The following is a 19,146-nucleotide window of genomic DNA, read 5'->3' as shown; positions in this document are numbered from 1 at the left end:
ATCAAAGCGGCAGAACCGTCTGCGCGACCGGCGCGAAGCTGTACCGGTGCAGCGGCGTCGGGCCATGATCGCGCAGCGCCGCCAGATGCTTCGCGCAGCCATACCCCTTGTTGGAATGCCAGTTGTAATGCGGATAGGTGGCGGCATGCGCGATCATCATCTGGTCGCGCGTATGCTTGGCGACGATCGAAGCGGCGGCGATCGACAGGCTCTTGGCATCGCCCCCCACCAGCGGCGTCGCGGCATAACCCCAGCGCGGCAGGCGGTTGCCATCGACCAGCACATGTCCCGGCACCGCGCCCAGCAGGTCGGCCACGGCATCGACCGCCAGCGTCATCGCCTTCATCGTCGCCCAATAGATGTTGAGCCGATCGATCTCGTCCGCCTCGACGATGCCGATTCCAACGATCGCGCAGCCTTTCAGGCGCCCGCACAACCGCTCCCGCTCGCTGGCCGACAGCTTCTTCGAATCATCGATCCCGCGCGGCACGCCTTTGGGCGGCAGGATCACGGCGGCGGCCACCACCGGCCCCGCCAACGGCCCACGCCCCGCCTCGTCCACGCCGACGACCGGGCCGAGGCAGAGCTTTTCGTGCTTCAGGCCGGGCATGTCGGCATTTTCCGGGTGATATCCAGTAAAATCGCCTCCCCGGCGGAGGACGGGGGCCAGTTGGGAAGGCCGCAGTAAGTCATCACAACCGTTCACCCAACTGGACCCCGGCCTCCGCCGGGGAGGCTGATGGTTTGGCGGAGATGATTCTGTAAGGATCGATCCCCAGCGCATGACCCATCGGTCCATGCCCGCCGCCGATCCCCGGTGCGACTGCAAGCGCGGCACGAACATAGCCGATCGCCCGGCCAGTGGCGTCCGTCGGAGACAGTCCCCGCGCCAATCCCTCCGCGATGCCGCTGGCCAGCGTGCACCCGGTGCCATGGCTGTGGCGGGTATCGATGCGCGGGTTGCTCCAGCGCGCGATCTCGCCACCCCGGTCGATCAGCCGGTCGGTCACGGTTTCGCCCTCGCCATGCCCCCCCTTCACGACCACCGCACAACCATGCGCCAGCACCGCCACCTCGCCACCCAGCGCCGTCAGTTCGGGAAGGTTCGGCGTCACCACCGCGGCGATCCGCATCAGCCGCGCAAAGGCGGCAACCGTCGCCTCGTCGGCCAGCGTCGCGCCGCTGGTTGAGATCATCACCGGATCGAACACGACCGGCACCGACAGCCCCTCCAGCACCGCCGCCACCGCCTGCGCTGTCTCCGCCGATCCGATCATCCCGATCTTCACCGCATCGACGCCCAGATCGTCGATCACCGATCGCATCTGGGCCGCGACCATGTCGGTCGGCACCGGATGCACCGCCTGCACGCCCAGCGTATTCTGCGCGGTGATCGCGGTGATGGCGGTCATCGCATGGCCGCCCAGCATCGTCACCGTCTTGATATCCGCCTGGATACCGGCGCCGCCGCCCGAATCCGATCCGGCGACGATCAGGACGCGGGCGATCGTCATGCGGTAGCCGGCGGCGTCGCCGCCTTGGCCCGCGTCGGCCGATCGACCAGCTCGCCGCGGCAATTCGGACAGCGCTCGTCCAGCTCGTCCGCGCATTCCGCGCAAAAGGTGCATTCGAACGAGCAGATGAACGCGCCGGGCGCAGGCGCGGGCAGGTCGGTGCCGCACCGCTCGCAATCGGGTTTCATCGCCAGCATCAGGCGGCAGCCCGCACGGCGTCGCAGATGCGATCGACCAGCCGTTCGACCTGTCCGGCATCGTCGCCCTCCGCCATCACCCGGATCACCGGCTCGGTGCCCGACGCACGGATGACGAGGCGACCGCGGCCGAGCAGTTCGGCCTCCGCCCCGGCGATCGTCGCCTTCACCGCGTCGCTGTCGAGCGGCTTGCCGCCGGCGAAGCGGACGTTCTTCAGCAATTGGGGCAGGGGATCGAAGCGGTGCAGCACCTCGCTGGCCGGCGCACCCGCGCGCTTCACCTCGGCCAGGATCTGCAACGCCGCGACCAGCCCGTCGCCGGTGGTGCCGTAATCGGACAGGATGATATGCCCGGACTGTTCGCCACCGACGTTGAACCCGCGCGATCGCATCGCCTCCAGCACATACCGGTCGCCCACCTTGGTGCGGACGAGGCCCAGCCCCTGCGCCGACAGATGCCGCTCCAGCCCCAGATTGGACATGACCGTGGCGACCAGACCACCGCCGGCCAGCTTGCCGCGCCGCGCCCAGGCAGCGGCGATCGTCGCCATCAACTGGTCGCCATCGACCACCCGGCCACGCTCGTCGACCACGATCAGCCGGTCGGCATCGCCGTCCAGCGCGATGCCGATATCCGCACCCGACGCCACCACCGTCTCGGCGAGCGTATCGGGCGAGGTCGATCCGACGCCGTCGTTGATGTTGGTGCCGTTGGGCGTCACGCCGATCGGGATGATGTCCGCGCCCAGTTCCCACAGCGCGGCAGGCGCGACCTTGTACGCCGCACCGTTCGCGCAATCGATCACCACGCGCATCCCGTCGAGGCGCAGGTTTTCGGGGAAAGTCGACTTGGCGAAGTGGATGTACCGGCCGGCGGCATCGTCCACCCGGCGCGCACGGCCGATATGGTCGGACGGGGCGAGGGGCACGTCGCTGTCGATCAGCGCCTCGATCGCTTCCTCCGCCTCGTCGGACAGCTTGTACCCGTCCGGTCCGAACAGCTTGATGCCGTTGTCGGCATACGGATTGTGGCTGGCGGAGATCATCACGCCGATATCGGCGCGCATCGACTGGGTCAGCATTGCGATGGCGGGGGTGGGCAGCGGCCCGGTCATCACCACGTCCATGCCAACCGCGGTGAAGCCCGCGACCAGCGCCGATTCCAGCATATAGCCGGACAGGCGCGTGTCCTTGCCGATCACCACCCGGTGCTTGTGACTGCCGCGCAGGAAGTATGCGCCGGCCGCCATGCCGACCTTCATCGCCATCGCCGCGGTCATCGCGCCGGTGTTGGTGGCGCCGCGAATTCCGTCGGTGCCGAAATATTTCCTTGCCATTTGCCCGCTTTCCCGTCCGACTATCGGTCGTCGGCGCTGATAGCGCGCCCGAACGCGAAGGGCGAGCATGTCGCAAACGAGCAGAATATTATCGGCCCTGATCGCCGGCATCGTGATCGGCATCCTCGCCGCCGCGCTGGCGCCGGAACAGGCGATCGCGGCGACGGCGGTGACGCAGCCGATCGGCACCGCCTGGCTGCACGGCTTGCAGATGGTGATCGTGCCGCTGATCGTCGGCCTGCTGATTACCGGCATCGGCGCGACGGCGGAGGCGGCCCGCGCCGGGCGCATCACCGCGCGCGCGCTGGCGATGATCGTCGTCATCCTGTGGAGCACCACGATCATGGCGGCGTTCGTCATGCCGGTCATCATCGATCTGTGGCCGTTGCCGCCGGCACTGGCGCAGGCGTTGCGCGCGGCGCTGACGGATGCGCCGCCGGTCGGGACGGTGCCGGGGATCGGCGCGTTCTTCGACACGATCGTGCCGACCAACGTGGTCGCGGCGGCGGCGGGCGACGCGTTCCTGCCACTGACCATATTCTCGCTGGCCTTCGCCTTCGCGATCAACCGGTTGCCATCGGCGCAGCGCGACCTGCTGACCGGGTTCTTCAAAGCGGTGGTCGATGCGCTGCTGGTGCTGATCGGCTGGGTGCTGAAACTGGCGCCGATCGGCATCTTCGCGCTCGCCTATACCGTCGGCGCGCGGACGGGGACGGCGGTGTTCGGGGCGCTGGCGCATTACATCGTCTGCGTCTCGGCGATCGGCGTCATCGTGCTGCTCGCAGCCTATCCGGTCGCGGCGATCGGCGGGCGGGTGCGGCTGTCGCGCTTCGCCCGCGCGGTGGCGCCGGCCCAGGCGGTGGCGATCAGCACGCAATCCTCCCTCGCCTCGCTGCCCGCCATGCTGAGGGCGTCGACCGATCTCGGCGCCTCGCCCGCCACCGCCGGGATCGTCCTGCCGCTGTCGGTCGCGGTCTTTCGCGCGACCAGCCCGGCGATGAACCTGTCGGTCGCGCTCTATGTCGGGCATCTGATGGGCGTGCATCTCGGCCCCGGTCAGATGGCGGCGGGCATCGCGACCGCGGCGATCACGACGATGGGGTCGATCAGCCTGCCGGGCACGATCAGCTTCATCGCCTCGGTCGCGCCGGTCGCCATCGCGATGGGCGTGCCGATCGAGGCGCTGGGGCTGTTGATCGCGGTCGAAACCGTGCCCGACCTGTTCCGCACCGTCGGGAACGTGACGATGGACACCGCCGTTACCCTCTCCGTCGCGGCCCGCTCCGGCGCACAGGAGGGCGGCGCGCAGGAGATTCCGCATGAAATACCGCACCCTCGGCCCTGATTTCGAAGTATCCGCCCTCGGCCTCGGCTGCATGCCGATGGCCGGGATCGGCAAGGGCATGTATGGCGAGGCCAACGCCGATGAGAGCATCGCCACGCTCCACCGCGCGATCGAATTGGGCGTCACGCTGTTCGACACCGCCGAAATCTATGGCCCGCTGGTCAACGAGGAACTGCTCGGCCGCGCGATCCGCGGCAAGCGCGACGGCGTCGTCATCGCGACGAAATTCGGCTTTCGCTACGACGAGAACGGCATGACCGGCGTCGACAGCACCCCCGCCAATGTCCGGCGCGCGTGCGAGGGAGCGCTGAAGCGGCTGGGCGTCGAGACGATCGACCTGTTCTACCAGCACCGCGTCGATCCGAACGTGCCGATCGAGGATACGGTCGGCGCGATGGGCGAACTGGTGGCAGAGGGCAAGGTCCGCCATCTGGGCCTGTCCGAAGCCGGCGTCGAGACGATCCGCCGCGCCGCCGCCACGCACCCGATCGCCGCCTTGCAGAGCGAATATTCGCTGTGGGAGCGCGATGTGGAGGAGGCGATCCTGCCGGCGTGCCGCGACCTCGGCATCGGCTTCGTCCCCTACAGCCCGCTCGGCCGCGGCTTCCTGACCGGCCAGATCACCAGCCGCGACGATTTGCCCGAGGGCGATTACCGCCGCAACGATCCGCGCTATTCCGCGGAGAACTTCGCCCGGAACATGGAAATGGTTGGCGTGGTGAAGACGATCGCCGCCGCCCATGGCGCCAGCCCGGCACAGATCGCGCTGGCGTGGTTGCTGGCGCAAGGCGACGACATCGTGCCGATCCCCGGATCGAAACGCCGCGTCACGCTGGAAGACAGCATGAAGGCCGCCGACGTGACGCTGTCCGCCGACGATCTGGCGAAGCTGGACGCCGCCGCCCCGCGCGGTGGCACGGCGGGGCCGCGCTATGGTGAAAAGGCGATGGCGATGACGCGCATCTGATCGGGCCAGGACGGCGGTGTATGTCCTACACCGCCGCATCCCGGTATCAGGATGCGACACCGCTTTTTCTCACCGTCCGTTCAGTTCATCCACCCTCACGCGCCCACGCCCGCGCGTGCGCAGGTGTGACTTTCGGGACTTTCCGCGACAAAAACCCTCTCCCACCGGGAGAGGGATTTGGGGCGCAAAGCGCCGGAAGGGTGAGGGTGGCCGCGTTACCGCCGCGGCGCCTGCTCACCCCGCGTATCGACCCCCGCGGCGGCCGGCTCCGCCAGCGCGCTATCGCCGGCCAGCCCATGATCCACGCTCTTGCCCAGCGTATCGAGGTGCATCAGCTTCGTCACCGGCCGCGCCAGCAACAGCACGACCACGCCGATGCCGATCGCGAACCAGCCGATCCGGCCATAGACCTCCAGCACCTGCGCCGGCCCGGCGCCCTCGCCACCGGTCGCCTGCGCGATCAGCCCGGCCAGGAAATTCCCCGCCGCCGTCGACAGGAACCACGTCCCCATCATCAGCCCGGTCATCTGCGGCACCGACAGCCGCGTCATCGACGACAGACCGACGGGCGAGAAGCACAGCTCGCCGATCGAATGCAGCATGTAGAGCAGGATGACGAAGATCGCCGGCGTCAGCCCCTCGGCCGGTGCGCCCCACGTCAGGACGAAGAAACCCGCCCCGACCAGGATCAGGCCAAGCCCGAACTTCAGCGGCGCACTCGGCTCCAATCCGCGCCGCGCCAGCTTGATCCACAACGCGCCGAACAGCGGCGCCAGCGTGATGATGAAGAACGGATTGACCGACTGGAACACCGTCGCCGGGATCGTCCAGCCCAGGATCGTGCGGTCGACCTGCTGGTCGGTATAGACGTTCAGCGACGATCCGGTCTGTTCGAACAGCGCCCAGAACAACGGGCACAGCGCGATCAGGAACATCGCCGCGAAGATGCGGTCGCGGTCCTCGCGCGGCAGGCGGACGACGGCGGTCCACAGGATGTATCCGATCGTGCCGATGGCCGCGACGATCAGCGCGGTGCCGACCACGCCCTGATTGCGCACCAGCCACCACGACGCGGCCACGCCGCCCAGCGCCGCCAGATAGATCGTCCATTCCCGTGACAGGCCGATCGGCCCGCGTCCGCTCAGCCGCTCGGCCGATGGCGGCGCACCGACGCCGTGCAGCGCCGGTTTGAACAGCACGAACGCCACCAGCCCCAGCGCCATGCCGATGCCCGCCGCGCCGAAGCCCCAGTTCCAGCCCACCGTCTCGCCCAGCACGCCGACGATGATCGGCCCGGCAAAGGCGCCGGTGTTGATGCCCATGTAGAAGATCGAGAACGCACCGTCGCGGCGGATGTCGTCGCGGGGGTAAAGCTGCCCGACCAGCACCGAGATATTGGCCTTCAGGAACCCGGTACCGACGATGATGAAGGCGAGGCCGGCATAGAATCCCTCCATCGCCGTGCCGCGCGCGCCCACCGGCCCCTCGACCAGCGCGATCAGCAGATGGCCGGTGGTGATGAGCACACCGCCCGCCAGCACCGCCTTGCGCGCCCCCAGATACCGGTCCGCCAGCCACCCGCCCAGGATCGGCGTGATGTACACCATCGACGTATAGGCGCCGTACACCGCATAGGCGGGCTGCTCGGTGAACAGGAAATGCTTGGTGAGATAGAACACCAGAATGGCGCGCATGCCGTAATAGGAGAAACGCTCCCACATCTCGGCGAAGAACAGCAGGTACAGGCCACGAGGATGCCCCAGAAACGTCTTCGCATGCGGCGGCACCCCGCCGCCCTGCATCACTGTCGCCATATTCTTTTCAACTCTCCAAGGCTTTGGGTGCGACCCTAGCGGCATCGGGGCGGGTGTAAATACGGGCGGGGATGCCTACGTGGCGCAGCGATGCTGAACGACCATTCCTCGCCCGCCGCCTTCCTCGCCACCCGCCGCTCCGGCAAGCCGCGCGATCTGGTCGCGCCGGGGCCGGACGCCGAGACGCTGATGGAAATGCTGGCGATCGCGGCGCGGACGCCCGATCACGGCAAGCTGGCGCCGTGGCGCTTCGTCGTGGTGGCCGACGATCGCCGCGATGCGTTGGCGACGCTGATTACCGACGCCTATCTGGCCGAAAAGCCGACCGCCTCGGCGGCGGAGATCGCGGGAATGGACCAGTTCGCACATCAGGCCCCGGCGCTGGTGGTGGTGCTGTCCTCACCCAGGCCGAACAGCCCGATCCCGGTATGGGAGCAGGAGATGTCGGCGGGCGCGGCCTGCATGAACCTGTTGCACGCCGCCAATGCGCTGGGTTTCGCCGGCGGCTGGCTCACGGGGTGGCCATCGTACAGCGATACGGTGCGCGATGCGTTCGGCGCCGCGCCGGAACGCATCGTCGGTTTCGTGTTCATCGGCACGCCCGGCCGTCCGCTCGACGAACGGCCGCGTCCCGAACTTGGCCGGATCGTATCGCACTGGTGAGTCGACAAGACCGGCCATTACTGTATTATCCCGGCATGACAGCGCTAAGCAACGAGGACAGCCCCGTTTATCTCCGCCTGCGCGGTGAGATCGCGACGGGTATCCTGCGCGGCGCGTACCGGGCCGGCGACCAGTTGCCCTCCGTCCGCGCCTTCGCCGCCGAACATGGCGCGAACCCGCTGACCGTCGCCAAGGCGTATCAGAGTTTCCAAGACGACGGCTATGTCGAGGTGCGGCGCGGCGTCGGCATGTTCGTATTGCCGGGCGCGGCCGAAAAACTACTGAATGCCGAACGCGAGACGTTCCACCGCCTCCACTGGCCGCGCATCGTCGAGGCGGTGAACCTCCTCGGCCTAGACTGGGACGAATTGCTGGAGCGCGAGCGCGCCTAGAACAGCCCGAGCGCCGCGACCTCCTCGACGCTGAGCGCGATCCCGAACATCAGGCCGAGCCGCATGCGATAGACGCGGGGATCGGTGATCGTCGCGGCGGTGTCGCTGCCGGCGGCATGGCGGCGGTAATTCGCATCGGTCAGCGTGGCAAAGCCGTGCGGCAGGATGATGCTGACGACGCGCAACTGGCGGAAACGGCTGGACGGCGCGGTCGACGACCACAAATTGCCCATCGCCAGATCGGCGTCGAACACCGTCGTCTCGGTAAAGCTGTATTGCGGCTGCCAGCCGTCGCCGGTGCCGCGCCCGTCGGTGGTGGACGCCGGGCCATGCCGTTCCAGCATCCAGCCATGCGGGTCCGACCGGATCAAACGGAACCGGGCACCATCGGGTGCCTCGGCTTCCGCACCCTCGACCAGCGGCATGACGGGCGCATAGCTGCCGCCGAAGCCCGGATCGGCGATCCATGGCTGGCCATCGATCTCAACGAGGCTGAATGTGTGCGTCAGCGGCGGCACCGCATCGCCACCGCCCAACCAGACCCGCGCCAGCAACGGGCGATGATCGAACCCCAGTTCGCCCAGCGCATCGCCGAACAGCCGGTTATGCTCGAAACAATATCCGCCGCGCCGGTCCGTCACCAGCTTGGCGAACACGCTGTCGCTGTCGATCGCGATGCCGCGGCCAAGGATGACGTCGAGATTCTCGAACGGAATCGCCAGCCGGTGCGCGCGTTGCAGCCGGCCCAGCCCGGCTGCGTCGAGCGTCGGCCGGGCGGGCATGTCGATACGGGTGAGGTAGGAGTTTAGGTCGAACATGCGGCGGTCTTTAATGTGGCAGGGCAGATTGGTGAAGGTCGCCCTTCGACGGGAAAATCAGGCCGCAAACGCCTCCGCCGGCACCGCGTACAGCACTGCCGCACTCGCCATCGCCGCCGCGCGCAGGCCCAGTGCCTCCGGCACGATCTGTTCCAGATAGAAGCGCACGCTCGTCCGCTTCATCGCCGCGAAATCGTCGTCGCCCGTCGCCGCGCGACCCTGCCGCTCCATCAGCCAGCCACAGGCGGCAACGGACAGCATCGTCAGGAACGGATAGCTGCCCGCCAGCCGGTCATCCTGCCCCGCCCGTGCCAGATGTCCGCCGACCGCTTCGCACGCATCCACCAGCGTGACCAGTTCGGGCGCCTTCGCCTCCGCCCGCATATCGGCGATCAGCGTCGCAAACGCCGATCCGCCGCCCAGACCCAGCTTGCGCCCGACCAGATCGGCGGCCTGGATGCCGTTTGTCCCCTCATATATCGGCGTGATGCGGGCATCGCGAAAGAACTGCGCGGCCCCCGTTTCCTCGACATAGCCCATGCCGCCATGCACCTGAATGCCGAGGCTTGCGACCTCGTTGCCGATGTCGGTACCGTGCGCCTTGGCCAGCGGCGTGACGAGTTCGAGCCGGTCCTTCGCCTCCGCATCGCCCAGATTGGCGCGATCGACCTGCCCGGCGGCATAATAGACCAGCGCGCGGGCGGCCTGCGTCTGTGCCTTCATCCGCAGCAGCATCCGTCGCACGTCGGGATGCTCGATGATCCGCACCGGATCGCGGCTGGTGCCGCCCGCCCGCGCCGATTGCACCCGGTCGAGCGCATAGGCGACGGCGGCCTGCGTCGCGCCCTCGGCTACCTGCACGCCCTGCAAACCGACGTTCAGGCGGGCGTTGTTCATCATCGTGAACATCGCGCGCATGCCGCCATGTTCCAGCCCGATCAGCTCGCCGACGCAATCGCCGGTATCGCCGAACGACAGGACGCAGGTGGGCGAGGCGTGGAGGCCCATCTTGTGTTCGATCGATACGACGGTGACGTCGTTGAAATCGCCGGGCCTGCCCTCTGGATCGAGCCGGTATTTCGGCACGAGGAACAACGAGATGCCGCGCGTCCCCGCCGGCGCATCGGGTGTGCGGGCGAGGACGAGGTGGACGATGTTGTCGGCCATGTCGTGATCGCCGAACGAAATGTAGATCTTCGTGCCGCGCACGCTCCACGTCCCGTCGCCGCGCGGGGTGGCGGTGGCGCGGAGCGCACCGACATCGCTGCCCGCCTGCGGTTCGGTCAGGTTCATCGTCCCCGTCCATGCGCCGGTCGACAGATGCGGCAGATACGCCGCCTGTTGTTCGGGCGAGCCGTGGTGCAGCAATGCCTCGATCGCGCCGACCGTCAGCGTCGGGCACAGCGCGAAGCCCATGTTCGCGCCGCCCAGCGTGTCGAGCACCGCAGTCTGGAGCGCGAAGGGCAGACCCTGTCCGCCCCATGCCTCTGGCGCTCCGATCGTCCCCCAGCCATTGTCGACATAATCGCGATACGCCCGGGCGTAGCCCTCCGGCATCCGCACGCCCTCCGGCGTCCATTTCGCGCCCACGGTATCGCCGATGCGGGCGAGCGGTGCCCATTCGCCGGTGGCGAACTGGCCGACCCCTTCCAGCACCGCATCGACCACATCTTTGCTGGCGGCGGCGAAGCGGTCGGTGGCGGCCAGATCGGGCAAACCGACGACATGCGTCAGCACGAATCGCTGCTCGGCGACGGGGGGTGTGAAGGGCAAGGTTCTCTCCGGATTTTTACGCGGTATAGGCCGACAATCATGGCCGCTTCAAACCCCCGCATCCGCCCTTACGGTACGGCCGCGATCGCCGAAGCGGCGGCGCTGATCCGCGCCGGCGGGATCGTCGCGGTGCCGACCGAGACGGTGTACGGCCTCGCCGCCGATGCGGGTGATTCGGCGGCGGTGGCGCGGATCTATGCGGCCAAGGGGCGGCCGTCGTTCAACCCGCTGATCGTGCATGTCGCCGACATTGCAATGGCCGAAGAACTGGCGGTGTTCGATGACGATGCACGGGTGCTGGCGGCGGCGTTCTGGCCGGGGCCGTTGACGCTGGTGCTGCCGCTGCGGCCCGGCGCGCCGATCGCGTCGCTGGTGACGGCGGGGCTGGACACGGTGGCGATCCGCGTGCCCGCCCACCGCGCGATGCAGGCGCTGATCGCCGCCGCCGGCCGCCCGCTCGCTGCCCCTTCCGCCAACCGCAGCAACGGGTTGAGCCCGACCGAGGGGGCGCATGTCGTCGCCAGTCTGGGCGAGGCGGTGCCACTGGTCATCGACGACGGCGCCTGCGCGGCGGGCGTGGAATCGACGATCGTCGCCGGCCGTGATGTCCTGCGGCCGGGGCCGATCACGGCAGAGGACATCGCCTGCGTCTTGCCCGGCGGTGGCGCTACGCCGACGCCGGCCGGCCGGATCACCGCACCAGGTCAGTTGGCGACGCACTATGCCCCCGCCAAGCCGCTCCGCCTCAATGCGACAGCGGCATCGCCCGACGAATGGCTGATCGGCTTCGGCGCCATCGCTGGCGACGACACGCTGTCGGCGACCGGCGATCCCGTGGAGGCCGCCGCGCGCCTGTTCGCCGCACTCCACCGCGCCGATGCGGCACCGGCGGCACGTATCGCGGTGGCGCCGATCCCGTCTGCGGGGATCGGCGCGGCGATCAACGACCGGCTGATCCGCGCCGCTCACCGATAGGGGTCAGACTTTCGGACGCGCCCGCAGCTCGTCGCGGATTTCCCGCAGCAACGCGACATCGACCGGCTCCGCGGCGGCGGTCTTTTCCTTCTCCTGCTCGAACAGCGTCGTCGCGCGGTTCACGGCACGGACGACCATGAAGATGATGAAGGCGACGATCACGAAATTGACCGCGACGGTGATGAACTCGCCATAGCCGAGCAGCGGCACGCCTGCCTTCTTCAACGCGGCATAGTCGCTCGATCCCTGCAACGCGGCGGGCACCGGGCCCATCGTGATGAAGTAGCTGGAGAAATCCAGGCCACCGAAGATCTTTCCGATGATCGGCATCAGGATATCGTCGGTCAGCGACGTCACGATCCGGCCGAACGCCGCGCCGATGATGACCGCGACCGCCAGATCGAGGACGTTGCCCCGCGCGATGAACGATCGGAATTCCTTGAGCATCGTCATGTCTCCCGTTGCTGCATCCGGCCGGACGCTACGGATTAACCATCGAAACGGCAACGATGATGACGGGTCCGGCGCCTGAATACGATTGCCCCTTCGCCCGGCGGCGGCCGTGTCCTATATCGATAGGACAGGATCATCAGGAGGTCGCATGTTCCGCCAGTTTGCCCCGGTCGCGCTCGTCGCCACGCTTGCCGTCCCGCTCGCCGGCTGCGGCGTCAATTCGATTCCGACCGCCGAGGAGAATGCCAAGGCGCGGTGGGCGGACGTGCAGAACGAGTATCAGCGTCGCGCCGACCTGATCCCCAATCTGGTATCGACCGTGCAGGGCTATGCCAAACAGGAACGCGAGGTGCTGACGCAGGTGACGCAGGCTCGCGCGCAGGCGACGTCGATGCAGGTGTCCGGCGACGACCTGACCGACCCGGCCAAAGTAGAGGCCTATCAGGCGGCGCAGAACACGTTGGGCGGCACGATCGGCCGGCTGCTGTCGATCACCGAGAATTACCCCGACCTGAAGTCGAACACGAACTTCATGGCGCTGCAATCGCAGCTGGAGGGGACGGAAAACCGCATCACCATCGCGCGCCGCGACTACAACCAGGCGGTGCAGGACTATAACACCCGCATCCGCACCTTCCCCGACGCGGTCGGTGCGAAGATCTTTTACGGCGCCAAGCCGATGACCCCGTTCAAGGCGACGGCGACCAACGCGGAATCGGCGCCGCGCGTGGATTTCGGCAACACGAACTGACCGGGGCATGACCATCATGTTCCGCTGGCTGCTCGGCCTGTTCCTGCTGATGACGGCGGGCTTCGCGACCGCGCAGACGTTTCCGCCCCTGTCGGGCCGGGTGGTCGATGCCGCCAGATTGCTGACGCCGGAACAGACGCAGCAGCTCGACCAACTGTCGCAACAGGTGGAGCAGGCATCGACGCGTCAATTGGTGGTGGCGACGGTGCCTGACCTGCAGGGATATTCGATCGAGGATTACGGCTATCGCCTAGGCCGCGCGTGGAAGATCGGGCAGGGCGGCGCGAACAACGGCGTCATCCTGCTCGTCGCGCCGACCGAGAAGAAGGTGCGGATCGAGGTAGGTTACGGGCTGGAACCGATCGTCACCGACGCGCTGTCCAGCGTCATCGTCAACCAGACGATCCTCCCGCGCATCCGTGAGGGCGACATGGGCGGCGGCATCGTCGCCGGCGCGCAGGCGATCGCCGAGCAACTGAAACTGCCGCTGGAAGCCGGCGAGCGCCGCGCCCAGGCGCAGGTGCAGGCGGCCGGCCCGAAGCGACGGTCCGCCAGCAACGGCGATATCGCCGTTGCGATCTTCTGGGCGGTGGTGATCGTGTTCGTCGTGCTGCCGCTGGTCGTCAGCCGCGCCCGGGGCCGCCGTTATCGCGGCGGTATCGCGCCGGTTGTGCTGTGGGGGCCGGGTCTTGGCGGCGGCGGCAGTGGCGGGTCGTCCTGGGGCGGCGGGGGAGGCTTTTCGGGGGGCGGGGGCTTCTCCGGTGGTGGCGGATCGTTCGGGGGCGGTGGCGCCTCGGGCGGGTGGTGATGTCGCTGCTGGATGGCGCGGGCCGCGATGCGGTGGCGGCGGCGGTCAAGCGCGCGGAGGCGGGGACGGACGGCGAGATCGTCACCGTCCTCGCCGAACGGTCCGATGCGTACCACGATGTCGCGTTGCATTATCCGGTGGCGGCCGTGCTGGCGGTGACGGCGATCGCCGCCATCCATCCGCCGTTGCTGATGGTCGGCGACACCGGCTGGGGCGACTGGCAGCTGGAACAGGGGCTGTTCGCGCTGCTAGTGGCGCAGACGGTGACGTTTCTGGTCGTTCGTTTCGCGCTGGCATGGATGCCGCTGCGCCTGAAGCTGACGCCCCGCGCCACCAAGGCGCGGCGGGTAAGGCGGCAGGCGGTTCGCGCGTTCCGGCTGGGTGCCGACCGTCGCACGAAGGCGCATGAGGCGGTGCTGCTCTATCTATCGCTCGACGAGCATCTCGCCGAGATCGTCACCGACAGCGCTATTCACCGTCGCGTTCCGAACGAGGCGTGGGGGGAGGCCATGGCGGCGCTGGTCGACGAGGTCCGCGCCGGCCGCCCCGCAGCCGGGTTGATCGCGGCGGTCGATCGCATCGGCACCGTGCTCGCCGAACATGTACCCAGGACGGAGATGGACGTGAACGAACTGCCCGACCGGCTGATCGAATTATGAGCGACCCCACGCGGACGATGTGGGAGGGCCGTTACCTGAAGGTCAGCCAGCAGGGCACATGGGAATATGCCGAGCGGCAGGGCCAGATTGGCGCGGCGGTGATCGTCGCGACCGACGAGGCGGGGCGGCTGATCCTGGTCGAGCAATTCCGCATCCCCATCGGTCGCCGCTGCATCGAGCTACCCGCCGGTCTCGTCGGTGACGAAAGCGCGGGCGAATCGATCGTCGATGGCGCCCGGCGCGAACTGGAGGAGGAAACCGGCTACCTCGCGGACAGGATCGAGGAACTGGGGTTGTTCTATTCCTCGCCCGGCATGACGTCGGAGAGCTTCATGGTCGTCCGTGCCACCGGCCTCGTCCGCACCGGCGCGGGCGGTGGATCGCCGGAGGAGGACATCACCGTCCACCATGTCGCACCCGCCGACGTGCCGGCTTTCGTTCGCGCTGCCCGAACATCGGGTCTGGGCATCGATGCGAAGATCCTGCTGCTGCTGGATCAGACGACGATCGCCTATTCGGCTCCTTAAGCGGCGACCAGCGCCACCGCGGTCGCATCCGCCAGACTGGTACCGTCCAGAATACGCGCGGTCTCGTCCCGCACCCGCATCATCGCATGGCGGATCGCGCAATCCGCCTCGCTCTTGCAGTCCGTGCAGCGGCGATAGGCAGTGCGGCTGACGCAGGGAACCAGCGCCAGCGGCCCCTCGATCACGCGGATGATATCGCCCAGCGAGATCAGATGCGCCGGCCGGGCCAGCACATATCCGCCCATCTTGCCGCGAAAGCTCGTTACCAGTCCGGCATCGCGCAGATCGGCGAGGATCAGTTCCAGGAATTTGCGCGGCACGTTCGCTTCCGCGGCGATGCGCGTCATCGGCGTCGGCGGGCTGTTCGGTGGCACCTCGGCCAGCAACAGCATCGATCGAAGGCCATAACGGGAACGCTGCGTCAACATGATGGTCAGCCCTATGAACCCGCTTTGTGGCGAGCGAAAGGCGTTTGCACCGGCGCGCGCGGCTCCCTATATCGGATCGGTCGGGTTCGCCCGACTATGGCGATAAATCGCGGCGTAGACTAGATGCAGCGGACCCGGGGGCAGTACCCGGCGACTCCACCATTTGCACCGCCGTCCACCTGCTTTCAGCAGGGAAGGGGCGGTTCAGCTGATGGGGTCGAACCAGGATCGACGTGTATTGAAAGGCGCCGTTTTTGCTCGGAATGGGACCACCGCAACGGCCCATTACACAAGTGCCAACGATAACGAAGCACTCGCGATTGCGGCGTAACTAAGGGCCTCACGGCCTAAGGTTACTCCAAGATAGCGCGGTTGGACCGCACCGGGCAACAGAAGCGGAATCCAGCGGTACGGGGAGCACCGGGCAACAGAAGCTCCCCACTTTTGATCGATTACGCCGCCAGCTGCAATTTGCGTAGGTAGCGCAGCCACTGCGGATTGTTCGTTAGCAGCGATTGTCCGATCGTCAGATGTTCACACCCATCGATCTTTAACAACGCCGATTTGGTAGCGGAAACCAGCGCGGGCGGGACTAGGGGGCTGAACGTGATCCTTGTGATCGCCTCGACGGGAATATGGCAGTCTATGGCATCCTTCGTCTCATCGTCCGACAATGCGATGATGCGAAATTCCTTCTCGTCGCTGAACCCTGCGCGTTTCAGAAAGGGCAGTTCGTTCAATTCGCTGATCCGGTGCTCTCGCGCCTGATCGAACCGCAGATAACGTACCGATGCCGCGAGATGATGCGGCTCTGTCGCCGCGACCAGCTTCTCTTTGTCAAAGGCGACGCAGACGCCGGTCTGGCCACCGGCGAAGATTTGCCAGTGGTGAAAAGTCTCCGACGCTTCGGTCAGGCAGACGGCATAGACCTGCTTGCTGCCCATCCGTTGGCCATACTCGGCAAGGGCGAGATGATCGTTACGATCCGCCCAGTGCGCGGTACGGGTAAGGGCCAGTCGCCGGTTCGTCAGAAGATCGATCAGCGACATGACGTTTGTGTAGCGACGCAATAGCGTCCGCTTGCCGTCCGTTGGCGGTTGAATGCTCGGCAATTGATGTCCTCCTTGAGGACGGCTGGCCTAGGCGAAAATTCCTGACACGATGTTGATGACTGCTCCGTTCCGAACATAGTCATGACGGAAAAAAGGCCCGGATCATTCCGGGCCTTTTCATGTCGTTCGGCCGTGCCCGGCGTGTATCAGTCGCGATCGTTGTTCAGGAACGCCGGCGCGAACTCGGGTGCAGGACCGTCATCGTTGCCGCCTTCGCGACGCGGACGGTCACCACCCTCGGCGCGGGGGCCGCGATCGCCACGGTCACGACGCGGGCCGCCACGGCCTTCGCCGCCACCGCCGCCTTCGCGACGGGGGCCACGGCCGCCATCACGCCCACCGCCATCACGGTCACCGCCGCCGCTGCGCGGACCACGGGGACCACGATCGCCGCCTTCACGCGGTTCGCGGGCAGGACGGGTGTCCTCCAGCTCAGCGCCGGTTTCCTGATCGACGACGCGCATCGACAGGCGAACCTTGCCGCGCGGATCGATCTCGAGGACCTTCACCTTCACGGCCTGACCTTCGGAAAGGGCGTCCGACACCTTCTCGACGCGCTCGTTCTTGATCTCGGACACATGGACCAGGCCGTCCTTGCCGCCCATGAAGTTCACGAACGCCCCGAAATCGACCAGATTGACGACCTTGCCGTCATAGATCTTGCCGACCTCGGCTTCTTCGACCAGCCCCTTGATCCAGGCGATGGCCGCCTCGATCTGCGCAGGGTCGGACGACGACACCTTGATGACGCCCTCGTCGTCGATGTCGACCTTGGCGCCGGTGGTGGCGACGATCTCGCGGATCACCTTGCCGCCGGTGCCGATGACTTCACGGATCTTCGACTTGTCGATCGTGAAGCTCTCGATGCGCGGTGCGTGCGCCGACAGTTCCGACCGCGTCGAATCGAGCGCCTTGGCCATTTCGCCCAGGATGTGCGCGCGGCCCTCATGCGCCTGTGCCAGCGCGACCTTCATGATCTCCTCGGTGATACCGGCGATCTTGATGTCCATCTGAAGGCTCGTGATGCCTTCCGACGTGCCGGCGACCTTGAAGTCCATGTCGCCGAGGTGATCCTCGTCGCCCAGAATGTCGGACAGGACGGCGAAGTCCTTGCCCTCAAGGATCAGGCCCATCGCGATGCCCGAAACCGGACGCTTGATCGGCACGCCCGCATCCATCAGCGCCAGCGACCCGCCGCAGACGGTGGCCATCGACGACGAGCCGTTCGACTCGGTGATGTCCGACGTCACGCGGATCGTGTACGGGAACTCTTCCTTGGTCGGCAGCACGGCGTGCAGCGCGCGCCATGCCAGCTTGCCGTGACCGATATCGCGACGCGAAGGCGCCCCGAACCGACCGACTTCACCGACCGAGTATGGCGGGAAGTTATAGTGCAGCATGAAGTGCTGATAGCTCAGGCCGTTCAGGCCATCGATCATCTGCTCGGCATCGCGCGTGCCCAGCGTCGTCGTGGCGATGGTCTGCGTCTCGCCGCGGGTGAACAGCGCCGAACCATGCGCGCGCGGCAGGAAGTGGACTTCCGCGGCGATCGGGCGGACCGTCTTCGTGTCGCGGCCGTCGATGCGGCGGCCGGTCTTCAAGATCGCGGTGCGGACGATCTCCGCCTCCAGCTTCTTCACCAGCTTCAGCGCGGCGAGATAGCCTTGCGGATCGCCGTCCTTCAGGTCGGCCATGCCGTCGCGCGCCTTGGCGCGGGCGTCGTTGATCGCGGTCTGGCGCTGCTGCTTGTCGGTCAGCTTGTACGCTGCTTCCAGATCCTTGCCGATCAGCTTCTTCAGCTTGGCCTTGACCTCGGCCTTGTCGGCCTGGATCTTCAGCTCCCACGGGTCCTTGGCAGCCTGCTCGGCCAGATCGATGATCGCATCGATGACCTGCTGCGACGCCTTGTGCGCGAACATCACCGCGCCCAGCATCACGTCCTCGGACAGCTCCTTGGCTTCCGATTCCACCATCATCACCGCGTCGTGCGTGGCGGCGACCATCAGGTCCAGCTCGCCGGCGGCGACCTGCGCGTCCGACGGGTTCAGGACATATTCGCCATTCTCGTAACCGACGCGCGCGGCGCCGATCGGCCCCATGAACGGCACGCCCGACAGCGTCATCGCGGCCGATGCGGCGATCATCGCCAGCAGATCGGGCTCGTTCTCGCCGTCATACGACATCACCTGCGCGATGCAGTTGATCTCGTTGTAGAAACCTTCCGGGAACAGCGGGCGCAGCGGGCGATCGATCAGGCGGCTGACCAGCGTCTCACGCTCGGTCGCGCCACGCTCGCGCTTGAAGAAGCCGCCGGGGATGCGGCCGCTGGAGGAGAACTTCTCCTGATAATGCACGGTGAGCGGGAAGAAATCCTGCCCTTCCTTGACGTTCTTGGCGGCGGTCACCGCGCACAGAACGACCGTTTCGCCGAGCGTCGCGAGCACCGCGCCGTCGGCCTGACGGGCGACACGGCCCGTTTCCAGCGTCAGCGTCTTGCCGCCCCACTGAATTTCTACCTTCTTGGTATCGAACATCTGATTTCCTTCACTCCGGCGGGCCAATCCCGGCCGGGGCCTGTCTCACGAACGTAACCGGTCCGTGGCGGTATGGGGC

20 protein-coding genes and 1 other RNA gene are annotated in these 19,146 nt (G+C 67.1%); 10 read left to right on the top strand and 11 right to left on the bottom strand.

What is annotated here, in order from left to right:
• Nucleotide 1 precedes the first annotated feature (1 nt).
• The 4 genes from JAO74_RS11085 to glmM all read right to left on the bottom strand — a co-directional run bounded on the left by JAO74_RS11085 (nucleotide 2) and on the right by glmM (nucleotide 3,048).
• Nucleotides 2-610: a ribonuclease HII gene (locus tag JAO74_RS11085; RefSeq protein WP_199037859.1), complete on the bottom strand. Its 609-nt coding sequence runs from the start codon at nucleotides 608-610 to the stop codon at nucleotides 2-4.
• Nucleotides 611-692: 82 nt separating this feature from the next.
• Nucleotides 693-1,514, bottom strand: a complete 822-nt coding sequence (gene thiD, locus JAO74_RS11080; protein ID WP_199037857.1) for a bifunctional hydroxymethylpyrimidine kinase/phosphomethylpyrimidine kinase — start codon at nucleotides 1,512-1,514, stop codon at nucleotides 693-695.
• Nucleotides 1,511-1,711 (bottom strand): DUF1272 domain-containing protein, encoded by a 201-nt coding sequence (locus tag JAO74_RS11075; RefSeq protein WP_199037855.1) that lies wholly within the window; start codon nucleotides 1,709-1,711, stop codon nucleotides 1,511-1,513. The genes thiD and JAO74_RS11075 overlap by 4 nt, the downstream gene beginning before the upstream one ends.
• Nucleotides 1,711-3,048 (bottom strand): phosphoglucosamine mutase, encoded by a 1,338-nt coding sequence (glmM, locus tag JAO74_RS11070; protein WP_199037853.1) that lies wholly within the window; start codon nucleotides 3,046-3,048, stop codon nucleotides 1,711-1,713. The genes JAO74_RS11075 and glmM overlap by 1 nt, the downstream gene beginning before the upstream one ends.
• A gap of 67 nt (nucleotides 3,049-3,115) precedes the next feature.
• Here glmM and JAO74_RS11065 point away from each other — a divergent pair, with 67 nt between their 5' ends.
• Together JAO74_RS11065 and JAO74_RS11060 are read left to right on the top strand one after the other, a co-directional pair.
• Nucleotides 3,116-4,393 (top strand): dicarboxylate/amino acid:cation symporter, encoded by a 1,278-nt coding sequence (locus JAO74_RS11065; RefSeq protein WP_199037851.1) that lies wholly within the window; start codon nucleotides 3,116-3,118, stop codon nucleotides 4,391-4,393.
• Nucleotides 4,368-5,360: an aldo/keto reductase gene (locus JAO74_RS11060; protein ID WP_199037849.1), complete on the top strand. Its 993-nt coding sequence runs from the start codon at nucleotides 4,368-4,370 to the stop codon at nucleotides 5,358-5,360. Before JAO74_RS11065 ends, JAO74_RS11060 begins: the two co-directional genes overlap by 26 nt.
• 215 nt (nucleotides 5,361-5,575) lie before the next feature.
• Here the strand turns inward: JAO74_RS11060 and JAO74_RS11055 are convergent, their stop codons facing one another.
• Nucleotides 5,576-7,174 carry a peptide MFS transporter gene (locus JAO74_RS11055; protein ID WP_199037847.1) on the bottom strand — a complete coding sequence of 533 codons (1,599 nt, stop codon included), beginning with the start codon at nucleotides 7,172-7,174 and terminating at the stop codon, nucleotides 5,576-5,578.
• A 90-nt stretch (nucleotides 7,175-7,264) separates the two neighbouring features.
• Here JAO74_RS11055 and JAO74_RS11050 point away from each other — a divergent pair, with 90 nt between their 5' ends.
• Both JAO74_RS11050 and JAO74_RS11045 read left to right on the top strand, forming a co-directional pair.
• Nucleotides 7,265-7,837 (top strand): nitroreductase family protein, encoded by a 573-nt coding sequence (locus tag JAO74_RS11050; RefSeq protein ID WP_199037845.1) that lies wholly within the window; start codon nucleotides 7,265-7,267, stop codon nucleotides 7,835-7,837.
• Between the two features lie 35 nt (nucleotides 7,838-7,872).
• Nucleotides 7,873-8,229, top strand: coding sequence for a GntR family transcriptional regulator (locus tag JAO74_RS11045; RefSeq protein ID WP_199037843.1), 357 nt, complete (start codon nucleotides 7,873-7,875; stop codon nucleotides 8,227-8,229).
• On the opposite strand, the gene JAO74_RS11040 is transcribed toward JAO74_RS11045, so the two are convergent.
• Together JAO74_RS11040 and JAO74_RS11035 are read right to left on the bottom strand one after the other, a co-directional pair.
• A complete protein-coding gene (locus JAO74_RS11040; RefSeq protein WP_199037841.1) occupies nucleotides 8,226-9,047 on the bottom strand; it encodes an arylamine N-acetyltransferase family protein in 822 nt (273 codons plus the stop codon). The two genes, JAO74_RS11045 and JAO74_RS11040, sit on opposite strands and share 4 nt — an antisense overlap.
• 57 nt (nucleotides 9,048-9,104) lie before the next feature.
• Nucleotides 9,105-10,820, bottom strand: a complete 1,716-nt coding sequence (locus tag JAO74_RS11035) for an acyl-CoA dehydrogenase (RefSeq protein WP_199037839.1) — start codon at nucleotides 10,818-10,820, stop codon at nucleotides 9,105-9,107.
• A 39-nt stretch (nucleotides 10,821-10,859) separates the two neighbouring features.
• Here JAO74_RS11035 and JAO74_RS11030 point away from each other — a divergent pair, with 39 nt between their 5' ends.
• Nucleotides 10,860-11,795 carry an L-threonylcarbamoyladenylate synthase gene (locus tag JAO74_RS11030; protein WP_199037837.1) on the top strand — a complete coding sequence of 312 codons (936 nt, stop codon included), beginning with the start codon at nucleotides 10,860-10,862 and terminating at the stop codon, nucleotides 11,793-11,795.
• Nucleotides 11,796-11,798: 3 nt separating this feature from the next.
• Here the strand turns inward: JAO74_RS11030 and mscL are convergent, their stop codons facing one another.
• Nucleotides 11,799-12,242: a large conductance mechanosensitive channel protein MscL gene (gene mscL, locus JAO74_RS11025; RefSeq protein ID WP_199037987.1), complete on the bottom strand. Its 444-nt coding sequence runs from the start codon at nucleotides 12,240-12,242 to the stop codon at nucleotides 11,799-11,801.
• A 154-nt stretch (nucleotides 12,243-12,396) separates the two neighbouring features.
• Here mscL and JAO74_RS11020 point away from each other — a divergent pair, with 154 nt between their 5' ends.
• Genes JAO74_RS11020 through JAO74_RS11005 form a run of 4 tightly spaced genes read left to right on the top strand, consistent with a single transcriptional unit; the run spans nucleotide 12,397 to nucleotide 14,993 of the window.
• Complete coding sequence (locus JAO74_RS11020; RefSeq protein ID WP_199037835.1) at nucleotides 12,397-12,999, top strand: LemA family protein; 603 nt, start codon at nucleotides 12,397-12,399, stop codon at nucleotides 12,997-12,999.
• Between the two features lie 7 nt (nucleotides 13,000-13,006).
• Nucleotides 13,007-13,807: a TPM domain-containing protein gene (locus JAO74_RS11015; RefSeq protein ID WP_199037834.1), complete on the top strand. Its 801-nt coding sequence runs from the start codon at nucleotides 13,007-13,009 to the stop codon at nucleotides 13,805-13,807.
• Complete coding sequence (locus JAO74_RS11010; RefSeq protein ID WP_199037833.1) at nucleotides 13,807-14,466, top strand: TPM domain-containing protein; 660 nt, start codon at nucleotides 13,807-13,809, stop codon at nucleotides 14,464-14,466. The genes JAO74_RS11015 and JAO74_RS11010 overlap by 1 nt, the downstream gene beginning before the upstream one ends.
• A complete protein-coding gene (locus tag JAO74_RS11005) occupies nucleotides 14,463-14,993 on the top strand; it encodes an NUDIX hydrolase (protein WP_199037832.1) in 531 nt (176 codons plus the stop codon). Before JAO74_RS11010 ends, JAO74_RS11005 begins: the two co-directional genes overlap by 4 nt.
• Here the strand turns inward: JAO74_RS11005 and JAO74_RS11000 are convergent.
• Nucleotides 14,990-15,421, bottom strand: a complete 432-nt coding sequence (locus JAO74_RS11000; RefSeq protein ID WP_056523717.1) for an RrF2 family transcriptional regulator — start codon at nucleotides 15,419-15,421, stop codon at nucleotides 14,990-14,992. The two genes, JAO74_RS11005 and JAO74_RS11000, sit on opposite strands and share 4 nt — an antisense overlap.
• 40 nt (nucleotides 15,422-15,461) lie before the next feature.
• On the opposite strand from JAO74_RS11000, the gene ssrA reads away from it, so the two are divergent.
• Nucleotides 15,462-15,825, top strand: a transfer-messenger RNA (tmRNA) gene (gene ssrA / locus JAO74_RS10995).
• A gap of 48 nt (nucleotides 15,826-15,873) precedes the next feature.
• Here the strand turns inward: ssrA and JAO74_RS10990 are convergent.
• Together JAO74_RS10990 and pnp are read right to left on the bottom strand one after the other, a co-directional pair.
• On the bottom strand, nucleotides 15,874-16,470 hold the full coding sequence (locus tag JAO74_RS10990) for a DUF2971 domain-containing protein (protein WP_199037831.1): 597 nt from the start codon (nucleotides 16,468-16,470) through the stop codon (nucleotides 15,874-15,876).
• A gap of 209 nt (nucleotides 16,471-16,679) precedes the next feature.
• Entirely contained in the window at nucleotides 16,680-19,067 is a 2,388-nt protein-coding gene (gene pnp, locus JAO74_RS10985; RefSeq protein ID WP_199037830.1) for a polyribonucleotide nucleotidyltransferase, read from the bottom strand.
• Between the last annotated feature and the right edge of the window lie 79 nt (nucleotides 19,068-19,146).

The sequence above is a fragment of the Sphingomonas mollis genome, assembly GCF_016427505.1.
Taxonomy (GTDB): Bacteria; Pseudomonadota; Alphaproteobacteria; order Sphingomonadales; family Sphingomonadaceae; genus Sphingomonas; species Sphingomonas mollis.
Note: the sequence above shows the minus strand (reverse complement) of the source record. Positions and strands in the feature narration are given on the sequence as shown.

Bases quoted from the DNA above. Each gene is read 5' to 3' on its own strand.
- JAO74_RS11055 (WP_199037847.1), bottom strand. From the start codon at position 7,174: ATGGCGACAGTGATGCAGGGCGGCGGGGTGCCGCCGCATGCGAAGACG.
- JAO74_RS11030 (WP_199037837.1), top strand. From the start codon at position 10,860: ATGGCCGCTTCAAACCCCCGCATCCGCCCTTACGGTACGGCCGCGATC.
- JAO74_RS11065 (WP_199037851.1), top strand. From the start codon at position 3,116: ATGTCGCAAACGAGCAGAATATTATCGGCCCTGATCGCCGGCATCGTG.
- JAO74_RS11015 (WP_199037834.1), top strand. From the start codon at position 13,007: ATGACCATCATGTTCCGCTGGCTGCTCGGCCTGTTCCTGCTGATGACG.
- JAO74_RS11040 (WP_199037841.1), bottom strand. From the start codon at position 9,047: ATGTTCGACCTAAACTCCTACCTCACCCGTATCGACATGCCCGCCCGG.
- JAO74_RS10990 (WP_199037831.1), bottom strand. From the start codon at position 16,470: ATGTCGCTGATCGATCTTCTGACGAACCGGCGACTGGCCCTTACCCGT.
- pnp (WP_199037830.1), bottom strand. From the start codon at position 19,067: ATGTTCGATACCAAGAAGGTAGAAATTCAGTGGGGCGGCAAGACGCTG.
- glmM (WP_199037853.1), bottom strand. From the start codon at position 3,048: ATGGCAAGGAAATATTTCGGCACCGACGGAATTCGCGGCGCCACCAAC.
- JAO74_RS11000 (WP_056523717.1), bottom strand. From the start codon at position 15,421: ATGTTGACGCAGCGTTCCCGTTATGGCCTTCGATCGATGCTGTTGCTG.
- JAO74_RS11005 (WP_199037832.1), top strand. From the start codon at position 14,463: ATGAGCGACCCCACGCGGACGATGTGGGAGGGCCGTTACCTGAAGGTC.
- JAO74_RS11075 (WP_199037855.1), bottom strand. From the start codon at position 1,711: ATGCTGGCGATGAAACCCGATTGCGAGCGGTGCGGCACCGACCTGCCC.
- JAO74_RS11010 (WP_199037833.1), top strand. From the start codon at position 13,807: ATGTCGCTGCTGGATGGCGCGGGCCGCGATGCGGTGGCGGCGGCGGTC.
- JAO74_RS11060 (WP_199037849.1), top strand. From the start codon at position 4,368: ATGAAATACCGCACCCTCGGCCCTGATTTCGAAGTATCCGCCCTCGGC.
- thiD (WP_199037857.1), bottom strand. From the start codon at position 1,514: ATGACGATCGCCCGCGTCCTGATCGTCGCCGGATCGGATTCGGGCGGC.
- JAO74_RS11020 (WP_199037835.1), top strand. From the start codon at position 12,397: ATGTTCCGCCAGTTTGCCCCGGTCGCGCTCGTCGCCACGCTTGCCGTC.
- mscL (WP_199037987.1), bottom strand. From the start codon at position 12,242: ATGCTCAAGGAATTCCGATCGTTCATCGCGCGGGGCAACGTCCTCGAT.
- JAO74_RS11085 (WP_199037859.1), bottom strand. From the start codon at position 610: ATGCCCGGCCTGAAGCACGAAAAGCTCTGCCTCGGCCCGGTCGTCGGC.
- JAO74_RS11050 (WP_199037845.1), top strand. From the start codon at position 7,265: ATGCTGAACGACCATTCCTCGCCCGCCGCCTTCCTCGCCACCCGCCGC.
- JAO74_RS11045 (WP_199037843.1), top strand. From the start codon at position 7,873: ATGACAGCGCTAAGCAACGAGGACAGCCCCGTTTATCTCCGCCTGCGC.